This window comes from Marinobacter litoralis (assembly GCF_016427555.1).
Lineage (GTDB): Bacteria > Pseudomonadota > Gammaproteobacteria > Pseudomonadales > Oleiphilaceae > Marinobacter > Marinobacter litoralis_A.
Genome location: NZ_JAELVS010000001.1, coordinates 646,292 through 665,447, shown reverse-complemented (window position 1 = coordinate 665,447; position 19,156 = coordinate 646,292). Strand labels below are relative to the sequence as shown.

Sequence of the window (19,156 nt, the reverse complement as noted above, 5' to 3'; positions counted from 1 at the left end):
TTTTGGGAATGCAGGCTGCAATTTGTGATGAATTCGACAGAGGGGGTGATGCCTCTGTCGAATCCTTCGTTGTGGCTAGTGGTTACCCACCCAAACCGGACGACCTGCCACCAGCGTCAACTCGACCGTTCCTGGCAGTGCCCGGTCAAGAAGCGGCGCATGCTTCCCTGTGGACACCAGGCTCTGCTCGCTGGGCTGCCAGCTCGCGGTGGGACGGAAGATGCACAGGTCCGCATTGGCACCCGGCACCAGTTCTGGCGACAAACCCACAATACGCCCCGGGCCATAGGTAAGCGCAGTCAGCAGGCGCTCCCGACTCAGCTCACCACTTTTGACCAGCTCCAAACCGAGCGAAAGTACACTCTCGATACTGGACAGCCCCGGCTCGGTCGCGGGCAACGGTGCTTGCTTGGCCGCGCTATCGTGAGGCTGATGCTGACTGACGATGGCATCAATCACGCCTGACTCAACCCCCGCCACCAAAGCTTGCCGGTCGGCTTCAGAACGAAGCGGCGGCCGAACGTGGAACCGGCTATCAAAACCCGCCAGCGCCTCTTCGGTGAAACACAACTGGTGCATGGCGACATCCGCCGTTACCTGCACACCCCGCCGCCGGGCGTCGGCCACCATTTCAACGCTGCGACCGCTGGATAGCTGGCTAAGATGCAACTTCACACCGGTTTCTTCGGCCAACAGCAGCATTTCCATGACAGCGGCTGTTTCCGCCACCTCCGGTATCCCCAGCAAACCGAGGCGTGTCGTTACCTGACCATCGTGGGCGTAGCCATCGGCTGCCAGAGACTGGTTCTCTGGGCTGAACATAACGGTCAAACCGAAGGTTTGCGCGTAGGCCATACACCGGCGCAGAATCCGGGCATTTTTAATACCACGCGAACCATTGCTCACCGCAACACAGCCTGCGTTTTTCAGGCCCGCCAGATCGCTGAGCAGCTCGCCGTCCAAACCACGGGTAATCGCACCTACAGGCAAGACTCGCACAGAGCCACGGGAAGACGCGCCGTCACGAATGAGATGGGTCACCGCGCTCGAGTCGTTTACCGGCGATGTCTCCGGAGAGGCACACACTGTTGTAAAACCGCCGTGAGCAGCCGCCTGCGTCTCGGATGCAATGTTGCCCTTCTGGCCATTTCCGGGTTCGCGGAGATTGCAGCATAGGTCGATGAACCCCGGTGTCACTACGCAACCGCTGGCATCGAACGTTGTATCCGCATTGGCACTGATCGCCTCGGCGCCCATGGCGACGATCTTGCCATTTTTTATCAACAACCCCGGATTGTCGCTCTCGACGCCCTCTGAACCGAACAGCGAACCGCCAGTAATTTTCAGGCTTTCGTACTGCGAACCTGCGTTCATGCGCGGCCCCCCTCTCGTTCCATCTGCTTTTGCTGCCGCTCCGCCATCTGCCCACCCATGGCCATCGACATCACCGCCATACGAATGGCAATGCCGTTGGTGACCTGGTTCAGAATCACCGATTGCGGGCCGTCGGCTACCGCCGATTCGATCTCGACACCGCGGTTGATGGGGCCTGGATGCATCACAATGCAATCGGGTTTAGCAAGCGCCAACTTATCCTGATTCAAACCGTACAAGCGGTAGAACTCCCGCTCACTTGGCAGCAACGCACCTTCCATCCGCTCTTTTTGCAGTCGCAACATGATGACCACATCAAGATCTTTCATGCCCCGCGCCATGTCGTATTCCACCGTGCACCCCAAATCTTCCACATCTCTGGGCAGCAAAGTTCCGGGCGCAATCACGCGCACCTCTTCCGCACCCAGCTCGTTCAGTGCACGAATCTGGGAGCGAGCCACCCGCGAATGCAGAATATCGCCCACGATGGCCACCTTCAGGCCCGCAAACGAGCCCTTATGCTGGCGAATGGTCAACATATCCAGCATGGCTTGCGTCGGGTGTGCGTGACGGCCATCGCCCGCGTTGATGATCGCCACTCCGGGGGTGACGTTCTCCGCGATGAAATGTGGAGCGCCACTCTGGCTATGCCGCACCACAAACATATCGCTGGCCATGGCTTCCAGGTTCAGCAAGGTGTCAGAAAGCGATTCGCCTTTGGAGGTAGCCGAAGTGGAGATATCAAGGTTCAGTACGTCGGCCGACAGCCGCTTGGCCGCCAACTCGAAGGTGCTTCGCGTGCGGGTACTGGATTCAAAGAACAGATTGACGACAGTTCGCCCTCGCAGCAGGGGCACTTTCTTGATGCTGCGCTCACCCACCTCGATGAATGAATCGGCGGTATCGAGAATGTCGGTGAGCAGTTCGCGGTTCAAGCCATCAAGGGTAAGAAAATGTCGCAACTGACCACCCCGGGTCAGTTGCAAATGGTTCGGGGAAGGGTCAATCGCGGTCATGGCTCGCCTGTTATCAATGGGTAGGTTTTACTGCCCGGTTTCCTGAAATTCAATGTGCAACGGCTCGGGGCCGCGCAGTTTTACTCTCTGATAGGTTTCCAGTTCAAGTACTTTACCAACCACATCCGGCTGGATCGGCAACTCCCTGGCACCCAGATCAATCAATGTGGCGAGTATGATACTGGCAGGACGACCATAATCGAAGATCTCGTTCATGGCAGCCCGGATGGTACGACCACTCATGATCACGTCGTCCACCAGAATGATGTCCCGGCCTTCGGTATCAAACGCCAAACTGGAGGGCGTCACCGTCGGGTTCAGACCAATACGGCTGAAATCGTCACGATAAAACGAAATATCCAGCTCACCGAAGTCCTGCTTCAGGCCCAGACGCTTATTCAGAATGTCAGCAATCCAAACGCCCCCGGTACGAATACCAATCAGCGCAGGATTGTCGATACCCCGGCGCTCCAGAACCTCACGCAAACCCGTTTCCAGCTCATCAAGCAACTGGTTGATATCAAGCAATGCGGTCATTAAAGCCTCGTTAATCCACTCGGCCGGTCTGTTCCCGGCACCAGGTTTCCAAAATCAATACCGCCGCCAGATCATCAACACCGTGACGGCCAAAATCCCGACTTCCACCCTCGGCCATTACCTGGCCCTTGGCTTCAAAACTGGTCAATCGCTCATCGACCATTTCTACCGGCACATGGAAGCGACCATGAATGCGCTTGCCGAACTTCCGCGCTCTGGCACACATGTCGTTTTCGGTATCGTCCATGTTCAGCGGCAACCCTACCAACACCAGGTTCGGCTGCCATTCCGCCAACAGTGCTTCGATCTGAGCCCAATCGGGAACACCGTCTCTCGCCGGAATCATGGCCAGCGGCTGGCCGGTTCCCAGCATCTCCTGGCCGGTCGCAACGCCAATGCGCCGGGTACCAAAATCAAACGCCAACACTCGTCTGTTACCGATCTCAGGCATGCCCCACCGAATCACTTAGCTGGCTTAAATCGACGCCGATTAATTTGAGAACGGCCTCGTACCGTTGCTCAATGGGCGTGCGGAACAACACGTCATCCGTTGCCGGGCAGGTCAACCAGGAGTTGCTTCCCAACTCTTCCTCTAATTGCCCTTCGCCCCAGCCTGAATAACCGAGCGCCACCAAAAATTCCTGAGGGCCATCATCCTGTCCAATGCTTTCCAGCACGTCCCGGGAGGTGGTTAAGGACACCTCGTCGGTCACCCGCGCGGTGTGTTGCCACTCCCGCCCCGGCGAATGCAGAACGAACCCCCGTTCGGGCTGAACCGGGCCACCGGTATATACCGGGATATCCAGTTCGCCGCCGTGCATATCCAGCTGTTCCAGTATTTCCCCCAGATGGATGCCCAGAGGCTGGTTGATCATCAAGCCCAGTGCACCGTCTTCGGAGTGTTCACAGATGTAAATCACACCGCCGTGAAACCGGGGGTCGGATAGCCACGGTGAGGCCACCAGAAAATGGTGCTTCAAGCTACCTGCAGCACTGGTATTTTCAATCATCCTGAACTGAGCCCCCGTTTCTGGAACGACCAGGTTCGTATAATTTCCAACTCATCCGCCTTCTCACGCATGCTTTCCGGGAAGGGTGCAAAAGGCGCGGCCATCCTAACAATGCGAATCGCCGCATCATCCAGCACCGAACTGCCCGACGATTGCAAAATCGCCACTTCCTTTATGGTGCCATCTTTCCGGATAGAAACCAGCATTCTCAAATCACCGTATATGCCCGCTCTGCGTGCCTCGGTCGGGTAATTGATGTTCCCTACCCGGGTCACTTTGCCGACCCAGTCCTGCACATACCACGCGTTACTGGATTTCAGGGTGGACGCCGCCGTCACGCGCATCACCCGAGGTTTACGGGCGTAGGCTTGCTGCTGGGCATCGAGCCTGGCTTCCAGACTGGCGATTTCCAGACTCCGCTCCATCAGGCTTTTGCGCTTGGCCCGGGGCAAGGGCTCCGGCGCGACCCGGTCATTCTGCGGCGACACCTTCCGGCGCGCGTTCTCGGTCTCGACCACTGCCCGGCTCTGGCTCGGCTGCGGTTCGGTTGTGGTTCGCGGCTCCGGCTGCACTTCGGCAACCTCTGGCTGAGGCACATCGGCCGGTTGCGGCGAGGTCATTTCCAGTGGCTTGTCTTCCGTGCCGCTGCCTTGCTGATTGGTCTGCGCCAGAAAATCGGCTTGCTCCGGGGCCTGCTCATCCTCAAATTGCGACAGTGTGATCTCCATGGTTTGCGCCACGGAACTGGGCAGCTCCGGCGCAAACGTAATACCCAGCACGATGATGGCGTGCAGCGCCACCGCCATAAAAAGGGTAAAAGAAAGTCGATCAAAATCGCTTACCTGAACTGCCATCACGTGTCCTGATTCTGCATCTCGGAGCCCACCGGGATTTCGTCAGCTTACGGGTTCAGCCGCCGCTCAACGGCATCCATCAACATTGCTGAAATATCGATTCCAAACTGCGCATCCAGCTCCCGAATGCAGGTTGGGCTGGTTACGTTAATTTCCGTGAGGTAATCACCAATCACATCCAGCCCCACAAACATCAGCCCTTTCTGCTTGATCACCGGCGCCACCCGGGCACAGATTTCACGGTCACGGTCAGTCAGTTCGCGCCCTTCTCCCCGACCACCGGCCGCCAGATTGCCGCGATTTTCACCCTGGGAAGGAATTCGGGCAAGCGCATAGGGGACCGGCTCGCCGTCGATCAGCAGAATACGCTTGTCGCCGTCCGAGATCTCGGGGATGAACTTCTGAGCCATTGCCTGATGCTCACCATAGTTGGTCAGGGTCTCGATAATCACACCCAGATTGGCGTCGTTCTCTTTGACCCTGAAAATCGACCGGCCGCCCATGCCGTCAACCGGCTTCATAATGATATCGCCGTGCTCAGCGTAGAACTCCCGAAACCGCTGCGAGCTGCGCGTCACAATCAGCGGCGGCGTCAAATCCTCAAACTGGGCGGCAAACAGTTTCTCGTTGCAGTCCCTAAGCGTTGAAGCCGGGTTGACCACCAGCGCACCCTGTTGCTCGGCAGCCTCGAGTATGTACGTAGCCATCAGAAACTCACGATCAACCGGGGGATCCTTGCGCATCAGGATGACATCCAGATCACCCAGGGCCCGGTCCTGACTGTCACCATAACTGAACCAGTCGGACGGGTCGTTTCGCACCGTCAGGCTGCGGGTATTGGCCCGTGCCTGACCACCCGCCAGATACATATCCTGGAGCTCCATGTACTCGAGTTCCCAACCTCGGTTCTGCGCTGCCAGCAACATGGCCAGCGAGCTGTCTTTCTTGAATTGGATGTCCTCGATCGGATCCATCACGATCCCGAGCCGAATTGCCATAGAGTCTCCTGGAATATCAAGTTGGAAATCTGCAAACAAACCATTGAAAACACGAACCAGGCAGCAGAGTGCACCGCTGATAAAGTGCTATGCTGTTGATGGTATTGTACCCCAGTCACAAATGCATCCGCAGAAATCCTGTGGCAATTACGTGACAAGGGAGGCAGAAGTACATTTGGTCACAAACAAATACTTTTTATCCAGCCATGGATACTCTATAAATGAGAGGGCTTTATAGAACAACCTTAAGGTTTGTGCTAAAACCCTCTCTAAAATAATGACACCCGCTCGAGCGCAAGGCAGTCGGACAATGGATGACAACTTCGAGAACTTGAAGATCATGGTGATCGACGATAGCAAGACCATTCGTCGCACCGCGGAAACCCTCCTGAAAAAGGTTGGCTGTGAAGTCATCACCGCTACGGACGGCTTTGACGCTCTGGCCAAAATCGCTGATTCCCAACCAGACATCATCTTCGTAGACATTATGATGCCTCGCTTGGACGGCTATCAGACCTGCGCCTTGATCAAGAACAACTCCACATTCAAGAACACGCCGGTCGTTATGCTTTCGAGCAAGGATGGCCTGTTTGATAAAGCAAAAGGGCGCATCGTTGGCTCGGACCAATATCTGACCAAACCGTTCAGCAAGGATGAACTGCTCAACACCATCCGCCAGTACACGCCTCAGGCGGAACAGTAATCCTGCTGCCACCCAGAACCATCGAGGAAACCATGGCTCGCATTTTGATTGTTGACGATTCGCCAACAGAAGTTAAAAAGATATCCACCATTCTGGAAAAGCACCAACACGAAGTGCTGACTGCGGACAACGGCGCTGATGGTGTTGCCAAAGCCCGTGCAGAAACTCCGGATCTGGTGCTCATGGACGTTGTAATGCCCGGCCTGAACGGCTTTCAGGCAACCCGTCAACTGACTCGCGCGCCGGAAACCGCATCCATTCCGGTTGTGATCGTCACCACCAAAGATCAGGAAACGGATCGAGTGTGGGGAACCCGTCAGGGTGCCAAGGGTTATCTGGTCAAGCCAGTTAACGAAGACGACCTGATCAAAACAATCAACAACCTGATTGCCTGATCCTTCGCCGTGGAGTTAAGCATGTCCGCCGAGGCCGCCCCTTTCGCCGTTCTGACGGATATCGCCCAGCGTAGCCGGGCCATGGCCTCGGGCCTTCCAGAACAGGAACAAGCTGTTGAGCTATGGAATGGCATCGGGTTCATTCTTTCCGGCCAACGCTATGTTGCTCCAATGGGCGACGTAACAGAAATCCTGCATGTACCCCGGTTTACTCACATCCCCGGAGTACGCCCGTTCATGATGGGTGCCGCCAACGTTCGTGGCCGACTTCTCCCCCTGATAGACCTCGCCAGCTTCTTCGACATCCCTCGTTCCTCACGCAGTCCGCGTGAGCGCCGGGTCCTGGTGATCGAACAAGGCGACATCTTCAGTGGGCTGGTCGTCGACAGCGTTATGGGCATGCAGTATTTCTCGAAAGACAGTTTCCGGAGCAGCCCGCAAGGGGTGCCCGACAACGTTCGGCCGTTTGTAGATGGCGGTTACGAGCGCAACGAAGAGATCTGGAACGTGTTCTCCGCCGCCGATCTGGTGGACGACGAGCGCTTTCTTGATGTCGCACAGTGGTAGGGTGATGGTACTGGCAGGAACGTCACCCTGACCGTCTGCAACCCGATACAACAACTTGCCATTTCCAGAAGAAAAAGGCCGGGAGCCAGAAGATGAAAAACAGAGCCGGAAAACTCAGTATGGGACAGGGAGGCAACAAGCTGATTGCCGGCCTGATCGCTGCACTGATTGCACTCACTATCCTGCTCGTTGTGGTGCTGTTCATCATCAACAAAGACAGCCAGAACGATCAGGAGTACATCGCCAATACCGCAGAAATGCGCGTGTTATCCCAGGAGATTGCGAAAAACGCGACCGAAGCGGCCGGCGGTACAGCCGAAGCGTTCGACCAGTTGCGGCGCTCCCGCGATGAATTCCAGCTCCTGTGGACCAGCGTCACCAAAGGTAATCCGGAAACCGGCCTTCCGCCCAGCGAGCTTGCACAGCAAAGCAACACCCAGAAGCTCTGGAACCGCGTGCGCGAAAACGCGGACAGCATCCTGTCCACTCAGGAAGCGGTACTTGGTCTGCACGAAGTGGCCCGTACCCTGAACGAAACCATTCCTCAGCTGCAGGTTGAGTACGACGACATCGTACAGATCCTGCTGGAAAACGAAGCACCGGCCGAGCAGATCGCCCTGGCACAGCGCCAATCCCTGCTGGCAGAACGGATCGTCCGCTCGGTCAACAACGTTCTGTCCGGTGACGAAGACGCCGTCATTGCCGCCGACCGTTTCGGTCGTGACGCCAGCTTGTTCGGGCGGGTACTCGACGGTCAGCTGAACGGCAATCCCGGCATGGGCATCTCGCAAGTAGCAGACGAAGACGCCATCTACGGCCTTGAAGCGGTTGACGAGCTGTTCGAATTCGTTTCCCAAAACGTTGACGCCATCCTTGAAGCTTCTCCCGACCTGTTCAAGGTACGTCTGGCGGCCAGCGACATTTTCCAGAACTCGGAAGTGCTGCTGACCGAACTGTCCTCTTTGGCAAATGACTTCAGCACCGAAGCGGAGTCACGTCTGGTTAACGCAACCCTGGCCTTCTTCATCCTGGCCGCCATGGTTGCAATCGTAGTGTTCATCGGTTTTGCCCTATACCGCGAAACCCAGTCCCGCCTGACCACCACTCAGGAACAGAACGAGCAGAACCAGAACGCGATCCTGCGACTGCTGGACGAACTGGCCGACCTGGCTGATGGTGACCTGACCACCGAGGCGACCGTAACCGAAGACTTCACCGGTGCCATCGCCGACTCCATCAACTTCGCGATCGACCAAATGCGCGGACTGGTACAGTCCATTCGTGGTACGGCGGTTCGAGTTGCTTCTGCAGCCCAGGAATCGCAGGCCACGGCCATGCATCTGGCTGACGCCTCCGAGCACCAGGCCCAGGAAATTGCCGGCGCCTCTGCAGCGGTCAACGAGATGGCTGTATCCATCGACCAGGTATCCTCCAACGCGGCGGAATCGTCTGCGGTTGCGGAACGTTCCGTTGCCATCGCCAAGAAAGGCGCGGAAGTGGTACAGAACACCATTCGCGGCATGGACAACATCCGTGAACAGATCCAGGAAACCTCAAAGCGGATCAAGCGTCTGGGTGAATCGTCCCAGGAAATCGGTGACATCGTATCTCTGATCAACGACATTGCCGACCAAACCAACATTCTGTCGCTGAACGCCGCGATTCAGGCCTCCATGGCCGGTGACGCGGGTCGAGGCTTTGCGGTTGTTGCAGACGAAGTTCAGCGCCTTGCGGAACGTTCCTCTGCGGCCACCAAACAAATTGAAGCACTGGTTAAGACGATCCAGTCCGACACCAACGAAGCCGTTATTTCCATGGAGCACACCACTGCCGAGGTAGTACGGGGTGCTCGTCTGGCTCAGGACGCGGGTATCGCTCTCGAGGAAATCGAGAACGTATCCATGAGTCTTGCGGAACTGATCCAGAACATCTCAAACGCGGCACGCCAGCAGTCCTCTTCTGCGTCGCACATTTCCAACACGATGAACGTCATCCAGGAAATCACCTCGCAGACGTCTTCCGGTACCAACGCCACCGCGAAGTCGATCGGAAATCTGGCAGAAATGGCCTCCGAGCTTCGCTCTTCTGTTGCCGGCTTTACCTTGCCGGATGAAGACGCACTCAGCGAAGAAAACGAAAGTTACGACGAATCGGTGGTCAGCTGATCACCGGCCCGGGGCAGCTGAAGGTTTATGGTTCAGACACATAACCAAACGGCACCCGCAGACGGAATCTGGTCGCTGCGCAAACTTCCGGAAATGGACGATGCGCAGTTCGGTCAATGGCAAACCCTGCTGGAACACCGGACAGGTATGACTCTGACCCCCGACCGGCGATCGTTTCTGGAAACCAACCTGGGTATCCGGATGCGGGAAATAGGCTGCAACAGCTATCAGGCCTATTACGAGCAGATCGTATCGGGCCCCGACGCCATTCAGGAGTGGGCGACGCTGGTAGATCGCCTGACGGTTCAGGAGACCCGCTTTTTCCGCGACCCTGAAGCCTGCAAGCTGGTGTCAGATTATGTGATGACCCGCCCCCGGGATGGGCTGAAAAGCCGGGCACTGGAGGCCTGGAGTGTTGGCTGCTCGACCGGCGAAGAGCCTTACACCCTGGCCATGGTGCTGAACGAGTGCATGGAACAGCTTGGCTTGCAGCCGCTTTACGGAGTGACCGGCTCGGACATCAGCCAGCCCGCACTGGTGAAAGCCAAATCCGGTTTGTTCAGTGCCCGCAAATTGCTGGGTATGGATGAGGCATTGAAATCCCGGTACTTCCGGCCTGCCGAGCGGAATACCGTAGAAATTGTGAACAGCATCCGTGAGCGGGTGTGCTTTGCCAGGCTCAATGTACTGGACCTGAACAAAGCCCCCATGCACGGCATGAACATCATCTTCTGCCAGAACCTGCTGATTTACTTCCGCCGCTGGCGCCGGCGCGAGATTGTCAGACGTCTTTCAGAACGTCTGGCACCGGGGGGGTTACTGGTGTTAGGCCAAGGCGAGCTGACCGATTGGCAGCCACCGGGCCTGCAGAGGGTTCCCTCGGAACATGTACTGGCGTGGATCAAACGCCAGTCCGACGAAGAATAACCGGAGTGGTTATGGGCAATCACCATGACAGTATCGCCCTCGACTGGGTTCGGGGCGAAATACAGGACACGCTGACCCAGGGCCAGCATGCACTCGAAGCGTACGTTGATAATCGTGACGATACCGCACGCCTTCGCTTCTGCCTGAACTACCTTCATCAGGTGCACGGCACCTTACAAATGGTGGAGCTCTACGGTGCGGCATTGCTCACCGAAGAGATGGAGAAACTTACCCAGGCCATTCTGAACGAAACCGTCGTTAACGTTGATGACGCCATCGAAGTTCTGATGCAGGCCATTCTCCAGTTGCCCCAGTATCTGGAGCATCTGGGCAGCAGCAACGACGACTTCCCTATGGTGTTGTTGCCTTTGCTCAACGATCTGCGCGCGGCACGGGGCGAGTCGTTGCTGTCGGATACCTCGTTGTTCAAACCGAACCTGAACGCCGCCCGCTTCAACGTAACCGGCAAAGTTTCGGAACGCCTGCAGGGCCCGAAAGTGCTTGGCCACCTTCGCAAACTGCGCCAGATGTACCAGTTCGCTCTGGCCGGAGTGGTTCGCGAAGAGGATCTGGATGCCCATTTCGGCTACATGCAGAAAGTCATCGACCGGCTCTCGCGCTTATGCCAAAACACCGCCCGGGGCGAACTCTGGAAAGCCGCCGGCGCGTTTGTTGAAACCCTCGAAGCCCGGGTAAACCCGGTCAACACTGCCGTTAAGTCACTGTTGCGCGAACTGGACGGCGAGATCCGCAAGCTCACCGACGAACACGCCGACATTCTTCTGCAGCCTGTTCCCGAAGCCTTACTCAAGAATCTGCTGTACTACGTTGCCCTGGCAAGGCATCTGGACCGGCCACAGGTCAATTACCTGCGCAGCGCGTACCAGCTCACCGACGCCCTGCCCTCCGACGATGATGTCAGTGAGGCCCGGACTCGGGTTTCCGGCCCCGGTCGCGATGCCATTCAGTCTGTGGTCAGCGCCCTCAATGAAGAGCTTGGCCGGCTGAAAGACCAACTCGATCTGTTCGTCCGTGCCGAGCATCGCCAGAACAACGAGCTGGACGAACTGCTCCCGGGTCTGCGGCAGGTGGGCAATACCCTGGCGGTGCTTGGCCTTGGCATCCCTCGCAAAGTGGTGACCGAACAGATTGAGCTGATTGGCAAACTGTGTGGCCAACTCGAAACCATCGACGACGGCACGTTGATGGACATCGCAGGCGCCCTGCTCTATGTCGAAGCCAGCCTGGCCGGCCTCGACGTAGATCGCCATACCGAAGTGTCCGACAACGCCGACAGTGGCGAACCGACAAACATCGGCTCTCGTGAACTGTCAGAGGCCAACGAAGCACTGATTCGGGAATCCCGGAATACGCTGGAGCAAGCCAAATCCGCCATCGTTAACTTCATCGCCTCGCAATGGGATACCAAGGAAATCGAGCACGTGCCGGCACTGCTTCACAGCATTCGTGGCGGCCTCGGACTGGTACCTCTGGAACACGTACCGGACATGCTCGATTCGGCCGAGCGCTATATTTCGGACGTTCTGCTGTCGAGCCAGCAGGTTCCTGACTGGCGCCAGCTCGACACTTTGGCCGATGCCATCACCAGCATCGAGTACTACCTCGAACGGGTTTCCGAGGGCATTACCGATAACAGCACCATTCTTCGCATTGCCAATGAAAGTCTTGCAAGTCTGGGCTTCCCCGTTGGTGAAGAGCCCACCTGGAACGAAACAGGTCAAGACGAGGCCGCTGAAACCGAGGATGTCCCCGTTCTGGGGCAGCCAGCACAGGAAGAACCGGGCTCATCTCAGAAGAGCTCCGACAGCGAACTGCTGGATGATGAAATTCTCAGCATCTTCGTCGAGGAAGCGGAAGAAGTTCTGGCGACCATTCAGGAATACTACCCCCGTCTGCGCAGGGATCACGGCGACCGAGACGCCCTGACTGAAGTGCGTCGCGCGTACCATACGCTGAAAGGCAGTGGCCGTCTGGTCGGTGCGGAAAGCCTTGCCGAGATGGCCTGGTCAGTTGAAAACCTGCTGAATCGGGTTATTGACCAAACGCTGAAAGCCACAGACGATATGTTTGTGCTGCTTGACGATGTGAATGCGCGTATTCCGGAGCTTATCCAGGACTTCCGACAAGGCGAAACCGCCGGTGATGTCGATGCTCTGATTTCCCGGGCTGAAGCACTGGCCACCACCCGCCGCACCGATACGCCCACTCTGGAAACCCCCAGCCCGGCTGACGCGACTGAACGCCCTGTCGAGACTCCAGACGTTACACCGGTTGCCGCCACTCCCGCAGAGCCTGCCGTCACCGAGGTCAACGCGTCGCCCGAGCCGGCCGCAGACGACGCGGAAGACCTCATCGATGATGAGATTCTGGAAATCTTCATCGAAGAGGCAGGTGAAGTACTCGAAACCATTAACGAATACCTGCCAATGCTGCTGCGGCAGTACGATGACCGCAGTGCGCTGGCGGAAGTAAGACGCGCCTTCCACACCCTCAAGGGCAGTGGCCGCATGGTCGGAGCCGAAGTGATCGGCGAATTGTCCTGGTCCGTCGAGAACGTGCTGAACCGGATTATCGAAGGCAGCATCTTCATGAACGACGATCTGGCCCAGCTGCTTCAGGACGTGACCGATGTCATTCCGACGTTGGTCAGAGATTTCGAGAAACGCATCGAGGCAAGCGTTGACACAGCCCCCCTCGAAGCCCGGGCCCAGGCACTGGCCAGCGGTGAGTTCCCGGATACCTCAGCGATGCCAGCAGCGGAAGCGCCGGAATCCACGCCCGAGCCGAGCCCCGAGACGTCAGCTAGCGACGACTCTGATCAGCAAAGTCCTGACGACGCCGATCAAGTGCTGCTCGACATATTCGAGCAAGAAGCGCAGACCCACCTGGAAACCCTGCAGAATTACTTGCTGACCGCCCATCAGCATCCAGCGGCAGTCTATACCGACGACCTGTCCCGTGCCCTGCACACCCTGCGCGGCAGCGCCAATACGGCAGGGATTGCGCCTATTGCCGCCATCATTACGCCGTTGGAACGCTTTATCAAAGAAGCCCGGGCGCAGAACAAGCGGGCCGATCACGAGGTACTCGAATTAATATCCCGAGCCAGTGATTTCCTGACCCAAGGTTTGGCACAAATTCACGATGATCCGCAAGCCGAACTTGACGGTACCGTGGATTACCTGGACAAACTCGAGAAAGTCAGCACCTCGACGTTCCAGGGACAAGCTTTTGATGCCGATGTTGCTCCGGCAAATCAGGTATCTTCACAACTGATCCAGCTGTTTCTGGGTGAAGGCCTCGACATCGTTCTGGATGCCGAGACCATTCTGGAGGAATGGGCGAGCGATCCACAACAGACCGGTGCTTTGTCCACCCTGCGCAGCGAGCTCGAATCCCTCACCGACAGCGCAGCGGATGCCGGCCTCGCCGACGTGGCCAATCTTGCCGACGCCCTGACGCGCCTCTACGGTGCAGTGACCGTATATGGCCTGCCGGCCAGTGCTTCATTCTTTGAGACCGCGCGAAAGGCTCAGGAACAACTCATCAATCAGATGGATCAGGTCGCGGCCGGGCTGGCGACAGACCCTTGTGACGAGATCATTCTCGAACTTCATGCGTTGACCGACGCGGTTAACCGCAACGACGAACCCGACGAATTCGAGCAACAGTTCACCGAAGATCTGGAAGAGATCGACCTCAGCCTCGAAGACAATGAGTTAACGGCTCCGGATACCGCTGACGAGCAACATACCGCGTTGCCAGAAGCCTCCGATGACGCTGATATGGACGCCGAACTGGCGGCCATCTTTCTGGAAGAAGCCAGGGACCTCATCGACAGCACCGCTGAAGCGCTTCAGAACTGGAGTGAAGACACCGGCAATATCGATCTTCTGCGTCTGCTGCAAAGAGATTTGCACACCCTCAAAGGCGGCGCGCGTCTGGCCGATATTGAAGCCGTAGGCGATCTTGCTCACGAACTGGAAAACCTGTTCGAAGGCCTGACCGAAAAGCAGCTTTCCATCAACAGTACGCTGTCCGACCTGCTGTTCCGGTGCCATGACCGTCTGGCAGGTATGGTCGATGCCTTGGAGGCACAGAATCAGCCAAAACCGGCGCCCGATCTGGTGCATGAAATCCAACAGTACATGGGCGAAGCCCAGGGTGTTCGATCGGTCACCGATGTTGTGCCGGAGACCGGCCCGCAAACCGAAACTGGTCACGACCATACCGAAACACCAGAATCCGCAGATGTTGTAGCCAACGACGACACAGCCAGTGGCGTGGCTGATCTGTCTCATCTGGACCCCGAATTGCTCGGCATCTTCCTGGAAGAGGCCTACGACCTGATCAACTCCACCGGCAGCGCGCTCCATAACTGGAGCGAGAACCCGTCCGACCGGAGCATTGCCGCGGAACTGCAGCGCGATGTGCACACCCTGAAGGGTGGTGCCCGCATGGCGGGCGTGGACGCCATCGGCGACTTGACCCACGTGCTTGAAGACCTGTTTGAAAAGGTTGCCGAAGGTCACCTGGACGCCAGTGGAAGCATGATCGACCGGCTGTTTGCCTGTCATGACCGGCTGGCACAAATGGTCGAACAAGTGGCTACTCAACAGCCATGCCCACCCGCGCAGGAGCTGGAAGCGCAAGTACGAGCCATCCTCCGGGGTGACGAGGCCTCTGACGTTGACGCTGCCTCCGACAGAGAGGCGTTACCGGAACAAGCGGCAAGTGACCGCGAACACGAGGAACTTGTGTCTGCCTTCGATGCCGAATCGGCAGACGAGTCACAAGCTGAAGACATTCTGGGTATCTTCCTGGATGAAGGTCTCGAAATTCACGATGCCATCGCTGAAAACCTGGAGCTCTGGCGCGAACAACCGAATGAACTGACGGCACTGATGTCAATGCGGCAGGAGCTCCACACCCTCAAGGGGGGCGCGCGCCTGTCAGACCTCGATGCCATCGCGGATCTGGCCGATGCCTGGTCGGAATTGCTTGACGATGCGCTTGCCGGTAACAAGCCGGCAGAGGCCGCACTGGCGCTGAGCGATCGAGCGCAAGCCAACCTCCGCACCATGCTAAACGCGATGGAAGCCGGCAAGCAGCCAGAGCTCGATTTCAGCCTCATCGATGCCCTCGGCCAATCGGGCACCGAGATGCCCGCGCCGGAGGCAGAAGTCGAACAACAGGAAGCCCCGGATCCGGAAGTTCTGGAGATATTCCTCGAAGAAGCCAATGAAATCATGGACCAGCTGGAGCAACTGCTGGCCGATTGGCACAAAGAACCGAACAACCACCACTTCAATCAAGAAGCCCAGCGTGCCATGCACACCCTGAAAGGGGGCGCGCGCTTGTCTCAGCTCTCGGGACTGGGAGACAAAGCCCATACCTTTGAAACCTTGTTGATTGATCTTGGCGGCAATGCTCCCTCCGAAGCCCAATGGCAGGAAATTGGCCGTCAGCATGACGACATCATCGCAGCCGTCGCCGAAATACGGGCCCGTTTCGAACAGGGCGAAGCACTGCCACAGGTAGAGGCAGAAGCAGCGCCGGCCGAGCCGGAACAGTCCTCATCCGCCGCGATACCGGCGCCGCTGGCGGCCGAGGTTACACCCGAACCGCCCGAAGCCAAGCCGGTTGTCCGCAAGCCGTCGAAGCACCGCAGCCAGAAAGCCGCTGAAGCCCAGCGCGCTGCCCAGGAAACCATTCGGGTATCGGCGCCACTGCTGGACGATCTGGTTAACCTCGCCGGCGAAACCAGTATCACCCGGGGCCGGCTGGAGCAGCAATCCAGCGACTTCAGCCACACCCTCGACGAAATGGCCGCCACCATCGAGCGTCTGCGCGAGCAGCTGCGCCGGATGGAGATAGAAACCGAAACCCAAATCCTGTTCCGTGCCGAACAGGAACACGGTGCCGACTACGGTGAAGATTTCGATCCCCTCGAAATGGACCGATATTCGTCCATCCAGCAGTTATCCCGAGCACTGACAGAATCCACGTCTGACCTTGCCGACCTGCGTGAAACCCTGGCGGACCGGGTGCGTGATACGGAAACGTTGCTGGTTCAGCAATCGCGCATCAATACCGAGCTCCAGGAAGGTCTGATGAAGACCCGAATGGTTCCGTTTGCCTCTACCGTGCCAAGGCTGCGCCGGATCGTTCGTCAGATCAGTGGCGAGCTGGGCAAGAAAGTCGATTTCGACGTTCGCAATGCCGAAGGCGAAATGGACAGAAGCATTCTGGAACGCATGATCGCGCCGCTGGAACACATGCTCCGCAACGCTCTGGATCATGGTATTGAAACTCCGCAGGAACGCCGCCAGGCCGGTAAACCGGAAACCGGCGAAGTGGTGCTGTCACTAACCCGCGAGGGCGGCGACGTAGTGCTTCGCATGATCGATGACGGCAAAGGCATTCCTGCCGACGTAATTCGCGACAAAGCCATTCGTCAGGGCTTGATGCACGAAAACGAAGCACTCTCTGAACGGGAGATCCTGCAATTTATCTTGCAGCCTGGCTTCTCCACCGCCGAGCAGGTCACCCAGATTTCAGGCCGTGGCGTTGGTATGGACGTGGTCGCGAGCGAGATCAAGCAGCTCGGTGGCAGCCTCGATATTGACTCGTCATTGGGTCGCGGCACCACCTTCACCGTGCGCTTGCCGTTCACGGTATCGGTGAACCGCGCTCTGATGGTGGCAACGGGCGAAGATTTCTACGCCATCCCGCTGAACACCATCGAGGGTATCGTTCGGGTCAGCACCTACGAACTCGAAGAGTATTACAAACCCGATGCGCCTCTGTACGAGTACGCCGGTCAACAATACCGTTTGCAGTACCTCGGCAACTTGTTGAACAGCGACCACCATCCGAAGCTGCAAGGCCAGGCGCTGCCGCTGCCGGTCATTCTCGTGCGCGGGGCCGAGCAGCCACTGGCGTTGCAGGTGGATCACCTGATGGGCAGCCGTGAAATCGTTGTTAAGTCCCTCGGTCCGCAGTTCAGTACGGTGCGTGGGGTATCCGGCGCTACTATTCTGGGTGACGGTAACGTAGTGGTGATTCTCGACTTGCCGGCCATGATCCGTTCAGACGTACTGTCTGACCGCCAGCGCATCGCCAACCTGGCCAAAGAGCGCACATCCGGGCGCTTCGAAGAACAAGTAACCACGGTCATGGTGGTGGATGACTCGGTCACCGTAAGGAAAGTCACATCGCGCTTGCTGGAACGAAACGGCATGGAAGTGATCACCGCAAAAGACGGCTTGGATGCCGTAGCGCAGCTGCAAGACCACCGACCGGATGTCATCCTGCTGGATATTGAGATGCCTCGTATGGATGGTTTCGAAGTAGCCAGCTTTGTGCGCCATGATGACACTCTCAAAGAGACGCCAATTTGCATGATCACCTCCCGAACCGGTGAAAAACACCGCGAACGGGCTCTGGCCATCGGCGTTAACGAGTACCTTGGTAAGCCGTTCCAGGAAACCGTGCTGCTTGAAACCATTAAACGGTTGACCGAGAGCGAGTGATGGCCGGCCAGACCGGCCGACCAGCGGTCGGGATCGTTTCTGATGACGCGTTACAGCGCCGGCGGCTTCAGGAAGCCGCCGGCAAGTTTGGCTTGGACAGCTGCTTTGCGGGTGACCCCGATCGGTTGATCGATTACCCGGAGTTTCCGGAAGCGGCATTGTGGCTGGTCACCTTACAAGACGAAGCGGATCACCCGACCTTTTTCGATCATTTGCTCGATCATACCGATGCGCCGGTATTGTTTGGGGTTGATCTCGCCCCGAAGCCGAACAGCAAAGAGTTCATTCGATGGGAGCGCCGCCTTCAGAATAAACTGGAAAAACAGCTAGGGCCTCTGGAAGCACTTGATAGCGCCCGCGATCTGGAACAACTGGTTGATTGCGAGCCTGCGCCACAAGGCCCGCCAAGCCTACCCAGCTCGGTCACTCCCGCATCGCCCGGCTCACTGGCCAACGAAATCTGGATATTGGGCGCGTCTCTTGGTGGCCCGGCCGCGGTGAAAGCCTTCCTGGACCAGTTGCCACCGGGTTTGCCGGTAGGCTTTATTTACGCACAGCACATTGATGGCAATTTCACCGATGTCCTGACTCGCGTCTTGGGCCGTCACGCTCATTACCAACTTAAAAAAGCCGAGCACGGCTACCGGATACAGAACGGTGATGTGGTGCTGATGCCAGTGGATCACGAATGGTCTTTTGACCCGGAAGGCCGCCTCGTGCAACTGGACACACCCTGGCCCGGCCCTTACGGCCCGTCTATTGACCAAGTGCTGCTCAATGTGGCCGACCATTTCGGCAAGCGCTGCCACGCCATTCTCTTTTCAGGCATGGGCAACGACGGCGCCCTTGCGGCCCCTATGCTGAAAGCTTACGGTAGCCGGATCTGGGCACAGGAAAGCCAAAGCTGCGGCAACAGTTCCATGCCGGACTCCGTTGCAGCGACCGGCTGCACCGGTTTTCGGGGCACACCGGAACAATTGGCCGAAGAGCTGATTACAACCATCAAGAACAACAGCCTGCTCAAGAGCCGGCATAAACGGGATTCCGCCTGAGG

Annotated in this window: 14 protein-coding genes; 7 read left to right on the top strand and 7 right to left on the bottom strand. The window is 57.6% G+C overall.

The genetic code is table 11. The annotated features are described in order from the left end of the window. Positions 1–75: 75 nt before the first annotated feature. The 7 genes from JAO79_RS02995 to gshB are packed head-to-tail and all read right to left on the bottom strand — an operon-like array spanning position 76 to position 5,789. Entirely contained in the window at positions 76–1,374 is a 1,299-nt protein-coding gene (locus JAO79_RS02995; protein ID WP_199005660.1) for a dihydroorotase, read from the bottom strand. Beyond that, on the bottom strand, positions 1,371–2,390 hold the full coding sequence (locus JAO79_RS02990; RefSeq protein ID WP_199005659.1) for an aspartate carbamoyltransferase catalytic subunit: 1,020 nt from the start codon (positions 2,388–2,390) through the stop codon (positions 1,371–1,373). The genes JAO79_RS02995 and JAO79_RS02990 overlap by 4 nt, the downstream gene beginning before the upstream one ends. Before the next feature lie 27 nt (positions 2,391–2,417). Continuing rightward, positions 2,418–2,927, bottom strand: a complete 510-nt coding sequence (pyrR, locus tag JAO79_RS02985) for a bifunctional pyr operon transcriptional regulator/uracil phosphoribosyltransferase PyrR (protein ID WP_199005658.1) — start codon at positions 2,925–2,927, stop codon at positions 2,418–2,420. Between the two features lie 10 nt (positions 2,928–2,937). Continuing rightward, a complete protein-coding gene (ruvX, locus tag JAO79_RS02980) occupies positions 2,938–3,378 on the bottom strand; it encodes a Holliday junction resolvase RuvX (RefSeq protein WP_199005657.1) in 441 nt (146 codons plus the stop codon). Next, on the bottom strand, positions 3,371–3,937 hold the full coding sequence (locus tag JAO79_RS02975) for a YqgE/AlgH family protein (RefSeq protein WP_199005656.1): 567 nt from the start codon (positions 3,935–3,937) through the stop codon (positions 3,371–3,373). The genes ruvX and JAO79_RS02975 overlap by 8 nt, the downstream gene beginning before the upstream one ends. Next, complete coding sequence (locus JAO79_RS02970; protein ID WP_199005655.1) at positions 3,934–4,791, bottom strand: energy transducer TonB; 858 nt, start codon at positions 4,789–4,791, stop codon at positions 3,934–3,936. Before JAO79_RS02970 ends, JAO79_RS02975 begins: the two co-directional genes overlap by 4 nt. A 47-nt stretch (positions 4,792–4,838) precedes the next feature. Further along, on the bottom strand, positions 4,839–5,789 hold the full coding sequence (gene gshB / locus JAO79_RS02965) for a glutathione synthase (RefSeq protein ID WP_199005654.1): 951 nt from the start codon (positions 5,787–5,789) through the stop codon (positions 4,839–4,841). A 310-nt stretch (positions 5,790–6,099) separates the two neighbouring features. Here gshB and pilG point away from each other — a divergent pair, with 310 nt between their 5' ends. The 7 genes from pilG to JAO79_RS02930 all read left to right on the top strand — a co-directional run bounded on the left by pilG (position 6,100) and on the right by JAO79_RS02930 (position 19,154). After that, complete coding sequence (pilG, locus tag JAO79_RS02960) at positions 6,100–6,492, top strand: twitching motility response regulator PilG (protein WP_114335249.1); 393 nt, start codon at positions 6,100–6,102, stop codon at positions 6,490–6,492. 32 nt (positions 6,493–6,524) lie between these two features. After that, positions 6,525–6,887 carry a twitching motility response regulator PilH gene (gene pilH / locus JAO79_RS02955; RefSeq protein ID WP_114335248.1) on the top strand — a complete coding sequence of 121 codons (363 nt, stop codon included), beginning with the start codon at positions 6,525–6,527 and terminating at the stop codon, positions 6,885–6,887. Between the two features lie 21 nt (positions 6,888–6,908). Then, a complete protein-coding gene (locus JAO79_RS02950; protein ID WP_199005653.1) occupies positions 6,909–7,454 on the top strand; it encodes a chemotaxis protein CheW in 546 nt (181 codons plus the stop codon). A gap of 92 nt (positions 7,455–7,546) precedes the next feature. After that, positions 7,547–9,619: a methyl-accepting chemotaxis protein gene (locus JAO79_RS02945; RefSeq protein WP_199005652.1), complete on the top strand. Its 2,073-nt coding sequence runs from the start codon at positions 7,547–7,549 to the stop codon at positions 9,617–9,619. A 27-nt stretch (positions 9,620–9,646) separates the two neighbouring features. Further along, the gene (locus tag JAO79_RS02940; protein ID WP_199005651.1) at positions 9,647–10,546 is read left to right on the top strand and encodes a CheR family methyltransferase; all 900 of its coding nucleotides are present in this window, start codon (positions 9,647–9,649) and stop codon (positions 10,544–10,546) included. An 11-nt stretch (positions 10,547–10,557) separates the two neighbouring features. Further along, positions 10,558–18,102 (top strand): Hpt domain-containing protein, encoded by a 7,545-nt coding sequence (locus JAO79_RS02935; RefSeq protein WP_199005650.1) that lies wholly within the window; start codon positions 10,558–10,560, stop codon positions 18,100–18,102. Next, a complete protein-coding gene (locus tag JAO79_RS02930; protein ID WP_199005649.1) occupies positions 18,102–19,154 on the top strand; it encodes a chemotaxis protein CheB in 1,053 nt (350 codons plus the stop codon). The genes JAO79_RS02935 and JAO79_RS02930 overlap by 1 nt, the downstream gene beginning before the upstream one ends. Positions 19,155–19,156 lie beyond the last annotated feature (2 nt).

Coding starts and splice junctions, on each gene's coding strand:
- JAO79_RS02995 (WP_199005660.1), bottom strand. CDS start 1,374: ATGAACGCAGGTTCGCAGTACGAAAGCCTGAAAATTACTGGCGGTTCG.
- JAO79_RS02990 (WP_199005659.1), bottom strand. CDS start 2,390: ATGACCGCGATTGACCCTTCCCCGAACCATTTGCAACTGACCCGGGGT.
- pyrR (WP_199005658.1), bottom strand. CDS start 2,927: ATGACCGCATTGCTTGATATCAACCAGTTGCTTGATGAGCTGGAAACG.
- ruvX (WP_199005657.1), bottom strand. CDS start 3,378: ATGCCTGAGATCGGTAACAGACGAGTGTTGGCGTTTGATTTTGGTACC.
- JAO79_RS02975 (WP_199005656.1), bottom strand. CDS start 3,937: ATGATTGAAAATACCAGTGCTGCAGGTAGCTTGAAGCACCATTTTCTG.
- JAO79_RS02970 (WP_199005655.1), bottom strand. CDS start 4,791: ATGGCAGTTCAGGTAAGCGATTTTGATCGACTTTCTTTTACCCTTTTT.
- gshB (WP_199005654.1), bottom strand. CDS start 5,789: ATGGCAATTCGGCTCGGGATCGTGATGGATCCGATCGAGGACATCCAA.
- pilG (WP_114335249.1), top strand. CDS start 6,100: ATGGATGACAACTTCGAGAACTTGAAGATCATGGTGATCGACGATAGC.
- pilH (WP_114335248.1), top strand. CDS start 6,525: ATGGCTCGCATTTTGATTGTTGACGATTCGCCAACAGAAGTTAAAAAG.
- JAO79_RS02950 (WP_199005653.1), top strand. CDS start 6,909: ATGTCCGCCGAGGCCGCCCCTTTCGCCGTTCTGACGGATATCGCCCAG.
- JAO79_RS02945 (WP_199005652.1), top strand. CDS start 7,547: ATGAAAAACAGAGCCGGAAAACTCAGTATGGGACAGGGAGGCAACAAG.
- JAO79_RS02940 (WP_199005651.1), top strand. CDS start 9,647: ATGGTTCAGACACATAACCAAACGGCACCCGCAGACGGAATCTGGTCG.
- JAO79_RS02935 (WP_199005650.1), top strand. CDS start 10,558: ATGGGCAATCACCATGACAGTATCGCCCTCGACTGGGTTCGGGGCGAA.
- JAO79_RS02930 (WP_199005649.1), top strand. CDS start 18,102: ATGGCCGGCCAGACCGGCCGACCAGCGGTCGGGATCGTTTCTGATGAC.